The following is a 17119-nucleotide window of genomic DNA, read 5'->3' on the forward strand; positions in this document are numbered from 1 at the left end:
GGCTCAGGTTCCCGTGTCCGGCTGGATGCGCAGGCGCTCTTGCGAGGCGTCGCCGGTGGAGTCCGACGCGGGCGCCTCGGGTGCCGGCTGGACCGGCACGACCGGGGTGGACTCCTCGGAACCCGTGGGAGGAGGCTGCGCTTCCCGCACCTCGGGGTCGCGAGCCTCGGAGGCCGGGGCAGGGGTGGGCGGCGGCGAGGCGGGCTGCGGGATGTTCTGCCGGTTGGAGGGCGAGCTGTTGGGCCCGATGACGCGGTCACCCGGCGCGCCGCTCTCCACGCGCTGACGCTCGCGGACGACGGCCTGGTTCATCTTCGCGAGCGGACCCGGCTTGCGGCTGAAGTCCACCGCCGCGTCGTAGCCCGGGAGCTGTCCGTAGAACTGCTCCACGAACTGCTGCCGCTCCTTCATCTTGCGCTCCAGGATGATGCGGAAGTCCTCGGGGCCGCGGATGATGTACGGGGTCAGGAACAGGAGCAGGTTGGTCTTCGTCTTCTTGCGCGTGGTGTCGCGGAAGAGGTTGCCGATGAGCGGGATGTCGCCGAGCACGGGAATCTTGTTCACGGACTCGATGGTGCGGTCCTGCATGATGCCGCCCAGCACGACGGTCTCCTGGTCCTTGGCGATGACCGTCGTCTTCGCGCTGCGCTTGCTGGTGGTGGGGCCGAGCACCGGGTTGTCGGAGGCAATCTCCTCCGTCTGCTCGGTGATGGCCATGCGGATGTAGTCGCTGTCGTTGATCTGCGGCTTCACCGTCAGCTTCAGCTCCACGTTCTGCCGCTGGATGGGCGCGTACAGCGAGCCCAGGCCGCCCAGCGCGCCGAGAATCGACGGGTTGAGGCCGCCGTTGGCGCCCGCGCCACCGCCCACCTGGGAGCCCAGCGAGGAGGGCGTGAAGCCGGACTGGAAGGGCACGTTCTGGCCCACGGTGATTTCCGCCTCCTCGTTGTCGCTGGTGAGGATGTGCGGCGTGGAGAGCACGTTGACGTCCGCGCTCTGCTGCATCGCGTGGAGCACGATGCCGAAGGCGGGGATGTCCAGGCCCAGCTTCTCCAGCGCCGGAATCACCGGCCCCTGGAGGCCCGCGAGGAAGCCGCCGAACTGCGCCAGGTTGCCCAGGCTCAGCGAGGGAGGCAGGCCTTGGCCGCTGTTGTTCGTGCCAATCAGGCCCGGCGCCGCGCCCCGGTCGGTGTTGAGCGAGAAGCCGCTGTGCATGTTGATGCCGAACTCGGCATCCCGCGTCAGGTTCACTTCCATGATGACGGCCTCGACGAACACCTGGCGGCGGGGCGCGTCGAGCTGCTGGATGACCTGGACGATGTTCTTGTAGTCCGACTGGCTGGCGACGATGACCAGCGAGTTGGTGCCCTTGTCGGCTGAGATCTTCACCTCGCCGCTGAACAGCTCCGCGGCCTGGGTGGAGGTGCCGCGGGGAGCGCCGGGCGGCATGTTGGGCGCGCCGGGCGTGCGCGGGCGGTTGGCGGTGCCCTGGGCCAGCGACTGGAGCGTGCTGGCCAACTCCTCCGCGTTGGCGTTCTCCAGGTAGTAGACGTTGATGCGGCCGCCGGTGCCGGACGGGATGTCGATCTGCGCGACGATGTCCTGGATGCGCGAGAACGCGGCGGGGCTGGCGACGATGATGAGCTTGTTGGTGCGCTCATCCGGGATGATCTGCGACAGCGTCACCGGGCCGCCGGAGCTCTCTCCGCCACCCGGCATGGGCTGGGCCATGACCTCGGGGGTGCCCCCCGCGGGCGGGACACCCTGCACGAACGCGCCAGGGCGCTGACCGGGGCGGGCGCCCTTGGCCTCGAAGATGCGCTGCACCGTGTTGGCCACGTCCTGCGCGGAGGCGTACTGGACCTGGATGACGCGCAGCTCGTCGCTGGCGGCGCGCGTGTCCAGCTGGTCGATGAGGCGCTCCAGGCGGTGGATGTTGGAGCCCACGTCGTTGACGATGATGGTGTCGGGCGGGTACGGAATCGTGTCGCCGTCCTTCGACACCAGCTGCTGCAGCACGCCGCGCAGCGGCTCCACCTCCACGTTGCGGATGCGGAACAGCTTGGTCACCATCTGCTCGTTGGTGGTGTACGGCTCGCCGTCACCGACGATGGTGGGGATGGGGTTCTGCTTCGCCGACCGCTTGTCGACGATCTTCATGAAGCGGCCGTACTGGTAGGTGGCCAGGCCGTTGGCGTCGAGCGCGGCCAGGAAGGCGGAGTAGAACGCGTCCGCGTTCACCTCCACGCGGCCATTCTCCGGGCCGATGATGGAGATCTTCCCGCGCACGTTCTCCGGGAGGATGAACGTGCGGCAGGTGGCGTCCGCCACCGTCTGGACCAGCTTCTCGATTTCGACCTTGTCGAAGTAGATGCCGTAGCGCGCGTTGCGCCGGGCTTCCTCGCACGTGGGGATGTTGCGCGCGCCCTGATTGGCCTCGTCGGCGGTGGGCGACTGGGGAGTGATGGTCCGCTCACCCGGCGCCGAAGGCGCGGAGTTGTCGGGCGGCGGTGGGCGACGCTGGGCCTGCGCGGGGACGGCGAGCGCGAGGCACAGGCAGAGCATCCAGGACGGGAGCGTCTTCATGGAGGAGCGGGCGCGACGTGGGGTTTAACGAACGTTGTAGGACTTGCGGATCGGCGCTCCGTTGCGCTCGATCTCGATTTCAATGCGGGATGCGTCCTTCATCTTGGAATAGACCTCCAGCGCCTTCTCCGGGCTGTTGAGGTCGAATCCGTTGATGCGGCGGATGACGTCACCATTCTGGACGCCAATCTTCGTGTAGATGGAGTCCGGGCGGATGGAGAAGAGCTTGAAGCCCACGGCCTGGCCGTCCTTGAAGGCGGGGACGATTCGCGCCTGCATGGCCACGGAGTTGAGGTCGTTGAGCGTCTTGTTGATCTCCTCGCGCGGCACTTCGTACTCGTTGTCGCTGACCGCGCGGATGCCGCTGCTGGGGTTGGGGTTGCCCACCGCCACCGGCGGCGTGGGAGGAGTGAACGTCCCGGCGCCGTCACCCGGGTTGCCGTCGATGAACTCCTTGCGCCCGTTGTTGATGACGATGACGCGCTCACGCTCGATTTCGTGAACGGTGGCGCCTTGCAGCTCGTTGCCCTTCATGTACGTCTGCGCGCGCTGGGTCACCATGTCCTGGATGGAAGCGAAGGACCAATCCGGGTTGCTCGCGACGAGCGTGCCCAACAGCTTCACGCGAAGGCCACTCTTCACCGGCTCCGCGTTGAGGTCCGCCAGCGGCGCCGACGGCTCGACCACCGGCTTCTCCGGCTCCGGAATCTTGATGCCCGTCACCCGCGACAGCCCCTCCATGTCAGGCAGGGCCAGCGCCGCCTGCTGACGTGTCTGGGTGGGCGCACGCGCGTTGGCCCCCGACGTCGGCACCGGGGAGATGGCGGACTCGACGAACAGGTTCACCGTCTTCGCCGCCAACAGGGCGACGAGCGCGATGAACAGCAGGGTCACTGTCCAGAAGTATTTGCGAAAGAAGAGTTCCATCACGCTTCCGAGTGAAAGCCGAACCCGTGGAGAGCAAGTCAGGTGCCATCGTGGGCCAGGCGGGCCATCCAAGGGGGACGGCCAAGCGCTCGAAATTATTCCAGAAAGGGCGACCGTCCCGAGCGAGGGAGCAGGCCGTCCCGGGCCTCGGGACAAATTGTCAAAGCGGGGTGGGGGCCGGTGTGACGGCCTGTCAGTCGTCGGTGCCGGGGGTGGGTTCGCCGCCGGACGACTGCTCGCGCTCCAGCTTGCGATAGATGGTGCGGGCGGCGATGCCCAACAGTCGTGCGGCCAGCGTCTTGTCGCCCTTGGTGTGGCGCAGCGTCTCGTGGATCACCCGCCGCTCCACTTCTTCCATGGGGGTTCCGATGGGGATGACGAGCTGGGACGCGGCGCCGAGCGGGCCCTTGCGCACCGACTCCGGCAGGTCGCTGGCTTCCAGCACCTCGCCTCGCGCCAGCACCACCGCGCGCTCGACGGCGTGCTCCAGCTCTCGCACGTTGCCGGGCCAGGCGTAGTTCTCCAGCGTCTGGAGCGCCTCCGGGGAGAAGCCGCGCAGGGCCTTGCCATTCTTGGCGGCGAAGCGGCGCAGGAACGCGTCCGCCAGCAGCGGGATGTCTTCCCTGCGCGAGGCCAGCGCGGGGACGCGAATCTCCACCACGTTGAGGCGGTAGTAGAGGTCCTCGCGGAAGCGGCCCTCGGCCACTTCCTTCTGCAGGTCCTTGTTGGTGGCGGCCACCAGGCGCACGTCCACCTTCACCGTCTGCGTGCCGCCCAGCCGCTCGATTTCGCCCTCGGCCAGCGCGCGCAGGAGCTTCACCTGAGCGGACAGGGGCATCTCGCCCACTTCATCCAGGAAGAGGGTGCCGCCGTGGGCGCGCTCGAAGCGGCCCTCTCGCCGGGCCACCGCGCCCGTGAAGGCGCCTCGCTCCACGCCGAACAGCTCCGCCTCCAGGATGTTCTCCGGCAGCGCGCCACAGTTGACGGCGACGAAGGTGCCCTTGGCCCGGCTGGAGTACTCGTGCACCGAGCGCGCCGCCAGCTCCTTGCCCGTGCCCGACTCTCCCAGCAGCAGCACGGTGGCGGTGGAGGGCGCGGCCTGGCGGATGGTGTCCAGCATGGCGCGGAAGGCGGGGGACTGGCCCACCATGCTCCGCCCGCCCGCGGCGCTCATCTCCGCCAGCTTCGCCTTGAGTGTCTGGTTCTCCGAGACGAGCGCCCGCTTCTCCAGCGCCTTCTGCACCGCCTTCACCAGCGCGTGGCGCTTGAGGGGCTTGGTGATGAAGTCGTAGGCGCCGTCCTTCATCGCGGCCACGGCGGTCTCCACCGTGCCGTAGGCCGTCATCAACACCACCTCCACGTCCGGGCGGATGGTGCGCGCCGCGCGGAGCAGCTCCTGCCCGTCCATGCCGGGCATCATCAGGTCCGTCACCATCACCATGACCTCGGGGCGGCGCAGCATCTCCAGCGCCTCCGTGCCGTTGGTGGCGGCCAGCGTGGCCATGCTCTCCCGTTGGAAGATGCGCGTCACGGAGTCGAGGTTGGCGCGGTCGTCATCGACGACGAGGACGGTCGAGGTGGTCATGGTGGGGGCCGCTGCTTGCAATCCTTGTTCCCTACGCGTGCTCGTCGTCCGGCTCGAGCGGGCCGCCGCCCATCCTGCCAATGTCCTCGCGCTTGACGGAGTCGAGGTTGAACTGGAGGGCACTGGCCAACATCTTCGCCACGGTGCCGTCGAAGTCCGGCTTTCCGGCGCCTTTGCGGAAGCGCAGGAAGTTGATGCGGCCGACGACGAAGTTCTTGAGATAGGGGCTCTGCATCCCCTTCTCCTTGAGGGCGTTGACCACCGCCACCACCGCGTCGTCGAGCTCCAGCAGCTTCTGGGCCCGCGCCTCGCGCACGGCGAGTGCCTTCTCCAGTGGCAGGTCCAGGAAGTCCTCCACCACCTTGACGAAGGGATGGTAGGCGCCCGCGGAGAAGCGGGGACGCTGCTCGTAGGCGGCGCCCAGGGTGATGAAGGCGGGCTCCTCGAAGAGGTGCGCGAAGGACTTCTCCGCGCCCGCGCGGCCCGCGCCCACCAGGCCCCGGTACATGCGGACCACCTCCAGCGAGCGCTCCTTGAGGTTGTGGGCCTTCTCCGTGTTGAGGGCGAGGATTTGATAGGCCACGTCCTCGTCGGGCAGCAGCAGCGCGATGATGGACTTGGCACCCAAGAGCTTGCTCGCGTGCAGCCGGTGGTTGCCGTTGGGCGTCCAGTAGCGGCCGTCCTTGCGCACGGCGATGACGGGGTCCAGGAAGCGGTCCAATCGCTCCATCGCGCTGGCCAGCCGCTTCACGTGGGGCTCGGACAAGTCCCGCTGGTACGGCGTGGGCTCCACCTTGTCGATGGGGAGCACCGCGAGCACCACGGGATGGCCGCCCAAGGGCTCGCGGTAGACGCCGAGGACCTCGCCTCCGTCCTCGCGCACGGCGTCGAGGATGTCCGTGGGGTACTCCACCGAGTCGCTCGCCACATCGGCCGGAGACAGGCCTCGTGACTGGGGGGCCGCCTTCTTGCGGCGCGGCTTGCGGGGCGTGGCCGCGGGCTTCGGCTTCGGCTTCGCGGCGGCCGTCTTTCGTGCGGACTTCGCTGCCATGGGGTGTGCCCTCCTTCGCTGCGGACGACGAAAGGTGTAGCCCGAGGCCCTGACATCCGGCGCCCTGAAAGGGTGGGGTGACACACTCCCGCGCCGCCCACGCTAGGGGGACGCGGGAGGTAGGGCTACTCCCCGGAGAGCGTGAGACCTCGGAAGCGGACAGTCGGCGCCCCCGCCGCGCCTCCCCGGAACTGCAAGTCGTTGCCCACGCCGTCCAGGTCCTGGAGCATCTTCAGGACGTTGCCCGCCACGGTGACTTCCTGCACCGCGTGCGTCAGCTCGCCATTCTCGATCCACAGGCCGTTGGCGCCCGCGGACAGCTCCCCCGTGACGGGGTTCGCGCCGTGGCCCAGCAGCGACGTGACGTAGAAGCCCCGGTCCACCTCGCGGATGAGCTCCTCGGGGGACTTCTGGCCGGGCTCCAGGTACAGGTTGCTGGTGCCGATGGAGGGCAGCGCGTTGTAGCCCCGCTTGGCGTTGCCGGTGGGGCGCGCCTTCGCCTTGCGCGCGGTGAACGCGTCGTAGAGGAAGTGGGAGAGCACCCCCCGGTCGATGATGGGCGTGCGTCGGGTGGGCACCCCCTCGCCATCGAACGGCGCGGTGGCGAGTCCTCGGGGCAACAGCCCGTTGTCCACCAGCGTGACGTGCTCTCCCGCGAGCCGCTGCCCCTGGCGCGCGGCGAACATGCTGGCCTGCTGGTGCACGGCGTTGCCGTTGGCCGCCCTGGCGACGCCCGACACGAAGGACGCGGCGACGAGCGGGTCGAACAACACCGGCACCTGCTGCGTCTTCACCCGCCGGGCTCCCAACATGCGCACCGCGCGGCGCGTGGCCTCGCGGCCGATGGACTCCGGCGACTCCAGGTCGTCGAGGAAGCGCTTGTAGTCCAGCCAGTAGCCCTTCTGGAGCTGGCCGTCCGCGGAGGCCACCGGCAGCGCGTACAGGTACACGTACGTGCCCGAGTAGCCTCCGGACATCCCCTCGGAGGACGCGACGTACACCTCGGAGACGAAGTCCCCGGCGCCCACCGCGTTGAAGGTGGCCACGCGTGAGTCCTCCGCGCGGGCCGCCTTCTCCACCTCCAGCGCGACCTTCACCTTCCAGTCGCCGGGGAGGTTCGCCACCGCCGGGTCATACAGCGCGCCGGTGTCGCCCAGGCGGCCCAGCTCCTTCGCGCCGGGCAGGCCGTTGAGCTTGCTGGGCGCGGCGGCCTCGGCCAGCTTCAGTGCCTGGTCGACGAGGCGCTCCAGGCCCGAGGGCTCGAAGTCCGACGTGAAGGCGAAGCCCAGTCGGCCCTTCACGATGACGCGCAGGCCCACGCCCTTGGACGTGGACTGGGTGAGGTCCTCAATCTGCCCTTCGCGTACGCGCACCGTGCTCTGGCGGCCCACTTCCAGGAAGGCCTCCGCCTGGAGGGCGCCCTTCTTCGTGGCGCGCTGGACGATTCGCTTCGCGAGCTTTTGATAGTCCATGGTCTTGGGTGCTCTTTCCTTCAGCCGACCTGGGTTCCGCCGACGGTGACGTTGTCGATGCGGACCGTGGGAAGCCCCACGCCCACCGGCATCGACTGCCCGCTCTTCCCACAGACGCCCATGCCCGGGTCCGGCCGAGGGTCGCACCCCACGCGGGACACGTTCTTGAGGGCCTCCGGCCCCACGCCGATGAGCGTGGCGTTCTTCACCGGTCGGCCCAGCTTGCCGTCTTCAATCTGGTACGCCTCGCTCACCTCGAAGACGAAGTTGCCGTTGCTGATGTCCACCTGCCCGCCGCCGAACGTGGCGCAGTACAGCCCGGACTTCACCTCCTTGAGGATGTCCTCCGGATGGTGGTTGCCCGGCGCGAGGAAGGTGTTCGTCATGCGCGGAATGGGCAGGTGGCGGAAGGACTCCCGCCGGCCGCTGCCCGTGGAGCGCTGGCCCATCAGCTTCGCGTTGAGGCTGTCGTAGAGATAGCCCTTGAGCACGCCGTTCTCGATGAGCACCTTGCGCTCGCCCGGCGTGCCCTCGTCGTCGATGTTGATGGAGCCTCGGCCGCTGGACACCGTGCCGTCGTCGATGACGGTGACGAGCTCGGAGGCGACCTTCTCCCCCAGCTTGCCGGCGAACAGCGACGTCCCCTTGCGGATGAAGTCCGCTTCGAGCCCGTGGCCCACCGCCTCGTGCAGCAGGATGCCGCTCCAGCCCGGCGCCAGCACCACCGTCTGGGGGCCCGCCGCGCAGTCCACCGCGCCCAGCGTGGCCACCGCCTGCCGGGCCGCCTCGCTCGCCACCTCCTCGGGCGGGAAGGTCTCCCAGTGGGTGAAGGGCACCCGGCCACCGCCGCCGTACATGCCCGTGCGCCGCTCGTTCTTCTTGCCCTGGGCCACCACGTGCACCGACAGGCGGCACAGGTCCTGGGTGTCCTCGGTGTAGCGCCCCTCCGTGTTGGCCACGGCGATGCGGCGCGTCTGGTCGACATACGCGGCGTTGACCTGCGTCACCCGCGCGTCGAAGGCCCGGGCGGCCTTGTCCGCGCGGGTCAGCAAGGACGCCTTCAGCGCCACCTCCACGTCCGAGAGCGGGGTGGGGACGTGGTAGTGGCTGGGCACCGCGACGCGGGAGACGGGGAAGGCCCGCTCCGCGCCCGTGGACTGGGCAATCATGGCCGCCGTGGAGGCCGCCCGCAGGAGCGCGGGCTCGTCCCAGTCGTCGGAGAAGGCGTAGCCCACCTTGCTTCCGGAGATGACCCGCACGCCCACGCCCTGCACCAGGCCCGTCTGGGCGCTCTTGATGCGAGACTCCTCGAGCACCACGCTGGTGCTCTGGGTGCGCTCCACGTAGACCTCCGCGAAGTCACCCCCTCGCTCCATGGCCACGGCGAGCAGCCGCTCCAGGAGCCCCTGGGGCAGGAGGGGCGCGGGCACGGGCCGCCGGGCCGCCAGGGGGGCCAGTTGGGACGGGGGGGCGCGCCGGGGCGGCGCGGACGCTCGGGGCATGTCGATAACTCCCTCGGTGAAGCGCTGGGGGTGTGGAAACCTACATAGAAAGGGGAATCTCCCAGAGCAACGGACAAAGGTCGCCCTTCTTTCCCCACTGGTCGGCTTGTCGCATTCCCACCGTGGTGGCGGCGCTTTAAGATGCGCGACGTTTCGGAACCTGGACCCCACCTCATGCCTGCTCGTCCTCCATCCTCCTCCCGTTCTGGTGCCGGCCGTTCTGGCGGCAATGGGGGGGCGGACTCTCCATCGGCGAAGCCGTCGGCCCGGGGCCGCCCGCCGCGCGAGGCCTCCTCGTCCGACGAGGACTTCGCCGCGCCTGCCTCCGGGGATGACGCCTCCGACGGTCCCGCGAACCCCGAGCTCTACGGGGACGCCCTGCCACCCCGCTCGCGCGCGGACGAGACGCGCGTGGGCGCCATCCCGGAATCCCGCGAGGACGAGCCCCGCCGGGAGGACGACGACGACAACTCCGAGGCGACGCGGGCCGGGCCGCCGGTGCAGATGCTGGTGCTGGCGGGGCCGGACCGGGGGCGCAAGAAGCGCTTCCAGGGCGTGCGGATGGTGGTGGGGCGCGGCAAGGACTGCGACTTCGTGCTGGACGACCAGTCCGTGTCGCGCCGGCACCTGGAGCTCGTCTACAGCCAGAACGGCGTGGCGATGCGGGACCTGGGGAGCATCTCCGGCACCCAGGTGAATGACCAGCGCGTGGACGAGTGCATCCTGAAGCACGGGGATGAAATCGCCATGGGCAAGACGCGGCTGCGCTTCGTGGACGAGGCGGAGCAGATCAAGGAGCTGCGCGTCCAGGCGGAGGCCCGCGAGGCCGAGGAGAAGCGCGAGCGCGAGGAGGCTTCCAAGGAGCGCGACGAGGCCCGCAAGGCGGCGAGCTCCGCGCGGGGCACCGACGTGGACCCCAATGACCCGCGCCTCAACGAGGCCACCAACGCCAACTACCGGGTCCCCGAGCAGCTCCAGGCGAAGAACCGCGAGGGCAACAACAAGGGCAAGGGCGCCATCGCCATTCCCCGCACCCGCCCGCCTCCGAGGGCCGCCGCGGCGGAGGGCAACTCGAAGGTGAAGCTGCTCATCGGCGTGGGCGGCGCCGTGGTGGTGCTGCTCATGCTGGGGCTCCTGCTCGTCCCCTCGAAGCCGCCCCCGCCGCCTCCTCCGGACCCGAGCATCGAGCGGGCGAAGCTGCTGATGCAGAAGGCGCGCGAGTCGATGCGCGCGGACGACTACCCGGGGGCGCTGGCCTTCCTCGAGGAGGCGGAGAAGCTCCGGCCCGGCGTGGACGAGGAGGGCCTGGGCAAGGCGGTGGCGAAGGAGGTGGAGGTCCGCAAGGTCTTCCAGGCCGCGCGCGAGCTGATGGACGCGCAGAACTTCGACGAGGCCCGGAAGGTTCTCGACGCCGCGCCGCAGGGCACGGCCAAGTCGGACGACGTGCGGCGCAAGCTCGAGGCGGAGCTGGAGGAGAAGGCCACGGCGTTCCACGTCGGGAAGATGGAGGAGGCCTTCACCGCGAGAGACCCGGACGCGGTGCGCGCGCTGCTGGACCGGATGCCGGACGTCAGCAAGCCCGCCTATTCGCAGCGGCTCCAGGACTTGATCGCCGAGCTGGCGAAGGAGTCCGCGGACGACGCGCGCCGGGCCCGGGCGGGACGTGCGCGCGCCGACGAGCTCGCCAAGGAGGAGCGCAAGCGCTTCATCGAGGAGGCCTTCACGGACGTGGAGCGGCGATTCAACGGCGGGGACTACCAGCGCGCGGTGCTGGAGTGCGACCGCGTGGTGGAGAAGTACAAGGCGGACAAGGACGTGAAGGACCGCTCGCGTCAGCTCAAGACGCTCATCCCCCAGTTCCAGCGCACGCTGGATGACGCGCAGAAGAAGCTCGCGTCCAACGCGCTGGAGTCCGCGTCGAAGCCCCTGCGCCGCGCCGCGGAGCTGTACCGGCAGATTGGCTTCCAGGGCTCGCTGGGGCGCACCATCGACGAGCAGCTCGCGTCGGCGGCGCTGGCGGCGGGGCAGGGGGCCTTGAAGAAGGGCGACCTGGTCGTCGCGGGCTCCAACTTCCGCGAGGCCCTGCGCCTCAACCCCGGAGACCGCCGCGCGCGCGACGGCCTGGATGAGCTGCAGAAGAAGGTGGAGGAGCTCTACATGCGCGCCTATATCGAGCGCGACAGGGACCCGTCGGCCGCCGCGATGAAGTTCAAGATTGTCATCGAGACAGCGCCCGAGGGCTCGGATACGAAGCGCAAGGCGGAGATGTTCCTGAGCGAGCTGCAGCCATGAGCGGGCGCTCGCCAACAACGAAGGCGCGTGGAGATCTGGGATGAGCGAGTCGTCGCTGCGTGAACTCGGGATGGACCTCCTCGAGGAGCGTCAGTTCGAGCGGGCCCTTGCCGTGTTCGCGGAGGCGGTGCGCCGGGTCCCGGCGGACCACCGCTCGCGGATGCTGGCCGCCCGGTGTCTGGCGGAGCTGGGCGAGCGCGAGCGCGCCGTCACGTCGTACCACGCGTGCGCCGAGGGGCTCCTGCGCCGCGACTACCTCCTGTCCGCCATGGCCGCGTGCAAGCTGGCCCTGGACCTGTCGCCCAACGAGCGGCGCCTGCGCGACACGCTCATCCGCGTGCACTCGCGCGCGGTGCGCAGCGCTCCGGGCCGCGCCGTCGTGCCCCCGCCGCTGCCGCCGGAGACGCTCTACGACGGCAAGGTGGACACGGACTTGATGGGGCTCGTCGGCGAGGAGCTGTCCAACCGCGCCATCGAGGTGCTGGCCGCGCCGGACCCGGGCGGCTCCGCGGACCCCAACAGCCGGCCTCCGCTGCCGCTGTTCGCGGACCTGGACCGCGACGCGTTCATCGACCTGGTGGGCCGGATGAACTGGCGCCGGGTGCGGCCCGAGGAGGTGGTGAGCCGCGAGGGCGAGCCCGCCGACCACCTCTGCGTGCTCGTCGCGGGCAAGGCGGAGGTGACGCGGCAGATGGACGGCGAGGCCAAGACGCTGGGCTTCCTGGGCGGCGGCTCCATCTTCGGTGAGATTGCCCTGCTGACGGGCGCGCCGCCGACGGCCACGGTGGCCGCGGTGTCCGACACGGAGGTCTTCGAGATCCGCCGCGAGCACCTCAACGCGATGGCGAAGCTCTACCCCGCGGTGCCGCAGGTGCTGGCGGACTTCGCGCAGCAGCGCATGGCGCGCAACCTGATGGCCACCTCGCCCATGTTCCAGGCGCTGCCGGAGTCGGAGCGGGGCGCGCTGCTCCAGCGCTTCACCTTCCGCGCGCTGCAGGGCCACGAGAAGGTGCTGGTGGAGGGCGAGCACTCGCCGGGCCTGTTCATCGTGCTGGCCGGAGAGCTGGTGGTGCAGAAGGAGGACCCGGCGGGCGGCACCGTGACGCTGGGCGTGCTGCGCGAGGGCGAGGTCGCTGGCGAAATCTCCCTGCTGACGGGCCTGCGCGCCACGGCCACCGTCGTCGTCACGCGCAAGACGGCGGCGGCCTTCCTGGAGCGCAACGCGTTCCACGAGCTGGTCCGCTCCTTCCCGCACATCCGCACGTACCTGGAGCAGCTGTCGGACCGGCGGCTGAAGCAGATTGGCGAGGCCCTCCGGCCCGCCGAAATCATCGACGCGGACGAGCTGGTGCTCGAGCCCGAGGCGGCGTGAGGCGTGCATGGTGATGTTGTCGCGTTCGCGGGTGGTGGGGCTCGGGTTGGCGTTGGCGGCGGCGGGGGCGGTGCTCTACTTCTGGCCTCGCCAGGAGCCGGGTGTCTCCGAGGCCATCACCCGTCAGGTCATCTCGATGGCCCGCGCCGCGGAGACGAAGGACGTCTCCGGGGTGATGGAGGGCGTGTCCGAGCGCTTCCGCACCGACAGCAACTGGGACCAGCGGCAGGTGCGCGGCGTGCTGACGGGCCAGGTGCTGCGCGGCCAGTGGGTCCGCGTCTTCGTGACGAACCTGGAGGTGCATGAGGTCTCCCCCACGCAGGGCGACTTCCAGGCGCGCTTCATCTTCGGCCGCTCACAGGCGGAGAGCGTGAAGGACCTGGCGGCGGAGAGCGTGCTGAACGCCTACCTCATCGAGGGAACCTTCGAGAAGGAGGACGACGGCGTCTGGCGCGTGGTCCGCGCGAGGCACCGCTCGCTGAGTCCCGCCGAGCTGCTGTAGTCCCTTCACTGCAGCAGCGTGTTCGTCTCGGTGACCCAGGCCTTGGCCATCGCGCCCTGGCCCGCGGACTCCAGGCCCTTCTTCACGGTGTCGATGCGCGCCGCCAGCTCCTCGCGCGGCGTGCCCTGGGCCCGGGCGCGCACCAGCCCGAAGTAGTAGTGCTGGCAGCCGGCCGCGTACGCGCTCTGCGCGAAGAGCAGGTCGCCCATGGCCGAGTAGGCCTCTGGCAGCGTCCCCGCGCCGGTGTCCGGGGCCACCGTGGCCAGCAGCACCTTCGCGTTCTCGTAGTCCTTGCGCATCACCAGCAGCGCGCCCTTGGCGTACTGCGCCCGCGCAAGCCCCACGCCCTTGGCGGCGATGGCCTTGTCGTAGGCGCCCAGCGCGTCGTCCTGTCGCCCCGCGGCCTCGAGCAGCCCGCCCCGCGCCAGCCAGTAGCGCCCGTCCTGCTCCAGGAGGCGGACCTTCTTCCCGTCCGTGGTCGCCACCTGGATGTTGCCGAAGGTCCCTTCGTAGGCATCCAGCAGCGCCAGCGCGCTCGCGTTGTCGCCCGACGCCTGGAGGCTGCGCGCGCCGTCCAGGTAGAGAAGGGGCGCGGTGCGTCGCCGGGCCAGCGCGGCCTCGAACGCGGCACGGGCCTGGGTGTCCTTCCGGAGGGCCAGGGCACGCGCCCGGGTGAAGAGCGCGTAGACGTCATCCGGCACGGCCTTCAGCGCGGAGTCCGCGTCCTGGAGCGCCTGGTCCGCGGCGCCTCGTGTCAGGGCCAGCTCCGCCTTCAGCGTGCCCATGCGCGAGCGCAGCACGGGCGTCAGCTCCGCCTGCTTCTGGCTCGCGGCGTCGAGGGCGCGCTGGGCCTCCTCCAGCTTCTTGCCCTGGTACACCTGGGCAAGCCCCATGCTGAGCTTCGCGAGCAGGTGGTCCGGGTTGGCCTGGAGGGCCTTCTCGAAGGCCTCCACCGCCTGGCCAGGCTGTCCCTCGTCGAGGAGGGCCAGGCCGTACGCGCTGGAGAAGCGAGGGTCCCGGTAGGCGTTCTCCGCGGCGCGGGCGAAGGCCTGGCGCGCGGCGGGGAGGTCCCCCTTCGCCTGGAGCGTCAGGGCCATGGCCAGGGTGAGCCGGGGGCTGCTGGCGCCCTGGGCCTGGAGCTCCCCGAGGAACTTCTCCGCCTCGGCCGTCTGTCCTTGCGCGAGCAGGTGGAGCGCGCGCGTGGCGAAGCGCTCGCCGGAGCGGGAGTCGAGCTGTTCGGCGCGAGACAGGTGCTCGCGGGCCTTGGCGTCCGCGCCGGGCTGGTGGTGGTCCAGCCACAGCACCGTCTGGAGGTCCGCGGCCAGGGCCTGGGCGTCGCGGGCCCCGTCATCCACCTGGAACAAGGTGTCCAGCTCCGCCAGGGCACGGGCCAGGTCCGCGGGATTGCCCCGAGAGGCCGCGGCGCGGGCGGCGCGCAGGTGCTCTTCTGTCTGCTTTCGCACCGTGCCGCGGTGGACGAACCAGGTGACGGCTCCGGCGAGCAGCACGGCCACCGCCAGCACCTGTGCGAGCGCGCTCTTCCAACCCTCGCGGCGCTTCCAGTCGGTTTGACCTTCCGTGTTCATGGACCTGTCTCCCCGCGCTGGCGTTGGATGCTATTAGGTACGCCCCTCCCGGGTGTCAATCCATGCGGCCGGGAGCATGGAGGAGTGAGCAATGGCAGTTCACACGGCGCTGTCCCCCGAGGTCTTCACCCGCATCGCCGACACCTTCGGGTTGGGGAGTGTGCGCGGGGTGACGCCCATCCCCCAGGGCTCCATCAACACCAACCACCGGGTGGAGACGGACAGCGGCCGCTACTTCGTTCGCCACACGACGGTGCGCTCCTCGGACGACCTGCGCTTCGAGTCCGCGCTGCTCCACCACCTGGCCGCGCACCACTTCCCCTCGCCGGTGTTGCTGACCACGCGCGATGGGGCGACCTTCGTGGAGATGGAGGGGGGCCGCGTCAGCGTCTTCCGCTGGCTGGCGGGCGAGGAGAAGCGCCACCCGGGCCTCACCGCGGAGCACTTGGAGCGACTGGGCACGGAGCTGGGCAAGCTGCATCGCGACACGCAGTCCTTCACGGGCTCGCGCGGCAACCCCTACTCACCGGACGTCGTGCGCGGCTGGCTGGTGGAGCTCGCGCGTCACCCCGACGCGACGCTGTCCGGGCTCGCCGGAGAGCTGGAGCACGCGCTCGCCACGGCGGAGTCCCGGCGCCAGGGGCTGGAGCCACTGGGCGTCATCCACGCGGACCTCTTCACCGACAACGTGAAGTGGCTGGGCGACAGCGTGGGCGCGTTCTTCGACTTCGAGATGGCCTGCCGCGAGGCCTATGGCCTGGACCTGGTCATCACCTTGAACGCGTGGTGCTTCGACCAGGGGCAGTACCTGCCGGAGCTGTGCCGGGCGCTGGTGCGCGGCTATCAGGACATCCGGCCCCTGGCCCCGGTGGAGCGGGCCAACCTCTTCGGCCACGCGCTCTTCGGCGCCGTGCGCTTCACGTCCAGCCGCATTCGCGACTACCACCTGTCGCCGCTGCCGGCCGACAAGCTGGTGCGCAAGGACTACCGCACGTACCTGGCCCGGACGCGCGCGCTGACGGCGATGGGGCCGGAGGGCTACGCGGCGCTGCTCGGGCTGTGAGTCGGGTGAGGCGCCCGGGGCGGGTCCAACGCCCCGGGGCCGCCGGCCCGGCTAGATTCCGGTGAGGATCTTCCAGGTGTCGCCTTCGCGGCGGAACACCATCTGCTCCAGCTCCGCCTCGCGCTGGGGGCGGGGGGTGAGGCTGGGCATGCGCCAGTTCACCTTCCAGTAGTAGACGGCCGTGGCCACCTCCTTGCCGACCTGGATGCGGCGCACGTCCAGCTCCACCTTGGGCGACTGGAGCTGCTGGAAGAGCGTGGCCAGGTACGGGGCCAGGTTCGCCGCCGTGAGGTCGTCCTCGGGCTCGTTGGGCGTGCCCGCGTCCTCGTGGAAGTCGTTGGACACCAGGGACTGGATGGCCTGCGCGTCGCGTGCCTCAACGGCAGACCGATACTTCTCCATCACTGCCAAAATGGCGCGCGTGTCGGAGTTGTCGTCGATGTCGGTACCGGGGATGCGCTTCGAAGCGCAGGCGGCCAACAGGGACAGGGCGCAAACAGCGAGGAAGCGGATGAGCATGGCGGGGCCTTACGTAGACAAGGGCGGGGAAGTCAACCCATTCCCCAGGCCCCACCTTGCACTCCGCGTGCCTCAGCCCTTGCGGATGACCTCGGAGATGAACCGGTTGAGGACGGGAATCTCGTTGTCGAGAATCTTCAAGCCCTCGCCCTGGATGATCTTCTCGCCGATGAGTGCCAGGGGCTTCATGAGCAGGGGGAGCTTGAGGGTGATCTCCCCGTCCATGGTGCGCTCCGTCTGGCCCGCGCCCAGGTCCCGGAAGCGCATCTTGCCGGTGTTCACCAGCATCTTGGAGATGGTGCCGGACGTGGGCACGTTGGTGAAGGTGAGCTCCTTGCGGCGCTTGTCGTAGGTGGACGACTCGATGAAGGCGAACCACTCCGGGGGCACGCGCTTGGGGCCAATGGACTCGATGACGGGCCGGGGGCGGTAGCGCACGCGGCGGCGGACCAGGTCCCCCTCCGTCTTGATCTCCAGCGGCTGGAGCTCCAGCAGGACGCCGTGATGTTGAAGCAGGAAGGCGAAATACCGCTCGTCGAGGAGTGCTCGCTCGACCTCATCCACCGTCCCCTGGATTCGCTGCTTCGCCTCGAACCGCATCGTTACCCTCCGGATGAGCTGGCCCGTCGCCGCTGTGTGGGCTGCCTGCCTAGCGGAAAGCG

At 69.9% G+C, this 17119-nt stretch carries 13 protein-coding genes; 4 read left to right on the forward strand and 9 right to left on the reverse strand.

What is annotated here, in order from left to right; all coding sequences use genetic code 11:
- Positions 1-3: 3 nt before the first annotated feature.
- The 6 genes from gspD to MYSTI_RS14330 all read right to left on the reverse strand — a co-directional run bounded on the left by gspD (position 4) and on the right by MYSTI_RS14330 (position 9123).
- A complete protein-coding gene (gene gspD, locus MYSTI_RS14305) occupies positions 4-2586 on the reverse strand; it encodes a type II secretion system secretin GspD (RefSeq protein WP_015348475.1) in 2583 nt (860 codons plus the stop codon).
- Between the two features lie 24 nt (positions 2587-2610).
- Positions 2611-3513, reverse strand: a complete 903-nt coding sequence (gene gspC, locus MYSTI_RS14310) for a type II secretion system protein GspC (RefSeq protein WP_015348476.1) — start codon at positions 3511-3513, stop codon at positions 2611-2613.
- Between the two features lie 193 nt (positions 3514-3706).
- On the reverse strand, positions 3707-5098 hold the full coding sequence (locus MYSTI_RS14315; protein WP_015348477.1) for a sigma-54-dependent transcriptional regulator: 1392 nt from the start codon (positions 5096-5098) through the stop codon (positions 3707-3709).
- A gap of 31 nt (positions 5099-5129) precedes the next feature.
- Complete coding sequence (locus tag MYSTI_RS14320) at positions 5130-6149, reverse strand: ParB/RepB/Spo0J family partition protein (RefSeq protein ID WP_015348478.1); 1020 nt, start codon at positions 6147-6149, stop codon at positions 5130-5132.
- Between the two features lie 125 nt (positions 6150-6274).
- Complete coding sequence (locus tag MYSTI_RS14325; RefSeq protein ID WP_015348479.1) at positions 6275-7621, reverse strand: TldD/PmbA family protein; 1347 nt, start codon at positions 7619-7621, stop codon at positions 6275-6277.
- A gap of 20 nt (positions 7622-7641) precedes the next feature.
- Positions 7642-9123 (reverse strand): TldD/PmbA family protein, encoded by a 1482-nt coding sequence (locus MYSTI_RS14330; RefSeq protein ID WP_015348480.1) that lies wholly within the window; start codon positions 9121-9123, stop codon positions 7642-7644.
- A 174-nt stretch (positions 9124-9297) separates the two neighbouring features.
- Between MYSTI_RS14330 and MYSTI_RS14335 the strand changes: the two genes are divergently transcribed.
- From MYSTI_RS14335 to MYSTI_RS14345, 3 genes are read left to right on the forward strand one after another with little or no spacing between them, the layout of a single operon-like run.
- Positions 9298-11415 carry an FHA domain-containing protein gene (locus MYSTI_RS14335; protein WP_015348481.1) on the forward strand — a complete coding sequence of 706 codons (2118 nt, stop codon included), beginning with the start codon at positions 9298-9300 and terminating at the stop codon, positions 11413-11415.
- A gap of 40 nt (positions 11416-11455) precedes the next feature.
- Entirely contained in the window at positions 11456-12787 is a 1332-nt protein-coding gene (locus tag MYSTI_RS14340; RefSeq protein WP_015348482.1) for a cyclic nucleotide-binding domain-containing protein, read from the forward strand.
- Between the two features lie 7 nt (positions 12788-12794).
- Positions 12795-13289, forward strand: a complete 495-nt coding sequence (locus tag MYSTI_RS14345) for a hypothetical protein (protein WP_015348483.1) — start codon at positions 12795-12797, stop codon at positions 13287-13289.
- A gap of 5 nt (positions 13290-13294) precedes the next feature.
- Here MYSTI_RS14345 and MYSTI_RS14350 read toward each other — a convergent pair whose 3' ends face one another.
- Positions 13295-14875, reverse strand: coding sequence for a tetratricopeptide repeat protein (locus MYSTI_RS14350; protein ID WP_015348484.1), 1581 nt, complete (start codon positions 14873-14875; stop codon positions 13295-13297).
- Positions 14876-14966: 91 nt separating this feature from the next.
- Between MYSTI_RS14350 and MYSTI_RS14355 the strand changes: the two genes are divergently transcribed.
- On the forward strand, positions 14967-15938 hold the full coding sequence (locus tag MYSTI_RS14355; RefSeq protein WP_015348485.1) for a homoserine kinase: 972 nt from the start codon (positions 14967-14969) through the stop codon (positions 15936-15938).
- A 51-nt stretch (positions 15939-15989) separates the two neighbouring features.
- Here MYSTI_RS14355 and MYSTI_RS14360 read toward each other — a convergent pair whose 3' ends face one another.
- Both MYSTI_RS14360 and MYSTI_RS14365 read right to left on the reverse strand, forming a co-directional pair.
- Positions 15990-16457, reverse strand: a complete 468-nt coding sequence (locus tag MYSTI_RS14360; RefSeq protein WP_015348486.1) for a YybH family protein — start codon at positions 16455-16457, stop codon at positions 15990-15992.
- Positions 16458-16529: 72 nt separating this feature from the next.
- Positions 16530-17057 (reverse strand): hypothetical protein, encoded by a 528-nt coding sequence (locus MYSTI_RS14365; protein WP_015348487.1) that lies wholly within the window; start codon positions 17055-17057, stop codon positions 16530-16532.
- Positions 17058-17119 lie beyond the last annotated feature (62 nt).

Source organism: Myxococcus stipitatus DSM 14675 (assembly GCF_000331735.1).
In the GTDB taxonomy this organism is placed as follows: domain Bacteria; phylum Myxococcota; class Myxococcia; order Myxococcales; family Myxococcaceae; genus Myxococcus; species Myxococcus stipitatus.

Excerpts from the sequence above, each read along its gene's own strand:
- gspD (WP_015348475.1), bottom strand. The coding sequence starts at position 2,586 with ATGAAGACGCTCCCGTCCTGGATGCTCTGCCTGTGCCTCGCGCTCGCC.
- gspC (WP_015348476.1), bottom strand. The coding sequence starts at position 3,513 with ATGGAACTCTTCTTTCGCAAATACTTCTGGACAGTGACCCTGCTGTTC.
- MYSTI_RS14315 (WP_015348477.1), bottom strand. The coding sequence starts at position 5,098 with ATGACCACCTCGACCGTCCTCGTCGTCGATGACGACCGCGCCAACCTC.
- MYSTI_RS14320 (WP_015348478.1), bottom strand. The coding sequence starts at position 6,149 with ATGGCAGCGAAGTCCGCACGAAAGACGGCCGCCGCGAAGCCGAAGCCG.
- MYSTI_RS14325 (WP_015348479.1), bottom strand. The coding sequence starts at position 7,621 with ATGGACTATCAAAAGCTCGCGAAGCGAATCGTCCAGCGCGCCACGAAG.
- MYSTI_RS14330 (WP_015348480.1), bottom strand. The coding sequence starts at position 9,123 with ATGCCCCGAGCGTCCGCGCCGCCCCGGCGCGCCCCCCCGTCCCAACTG.
- MYSTI_RS14335 (WP_015348481.1), top strand. The coding sequence starts at position 9,298 with ATGCCTGCTCGTCCTCCATCCTCCTCCCGTTCTGGTGCCGGCCGTTCT.
- MYSTI_RS14340 (WP_015348482.1), top strand. The coding sequence starts at position 11,456 with ATGAGCGAGTCGTCGCTGCGTGAACTCGGGATGGACCTCCTCGAGGAG.
- MYSTI_RS14345 (WP_015348483.1), top strand. The coding sequence starts at position 12,795 with ATGGTGATGTTGTCGCGTTCGCGGGTGGTGGGGCTCGGGTTGGCGTTG.
- MYSTI_RS14350 (WP_015348484.1), bottom strand. The coding sequence starts at position 14,875 with ATGAACACGGAAGGTCAAACCGACTGGAAGCGCCGCGAGGGTTGGAAG.
- MYSTI_RS14355 (WP_015348485.1), top strand. The coding sequence starts at position 14,967 with ATGGCAGTTCACACGGCGCTGTCCCCCGAGGTCTTCACCCGCATCGCC.
- MYSTI_RS14360 (WP_015348486.1), bottom strand. The coding sequence starts at position 16,457 with ATGCTCATCCGCTTCCTCGCTGTTTGCGCCCTGTCCCTGTTGGCCGCC.
- MYSTI_RS14365 (WP_015348487.1), bottom strand. The coding sequence starts at position 17,057 with ATGCGGTTCGAGGCGAAGCAGCGAATCCAGGGGACGGTGGATGAGGTC.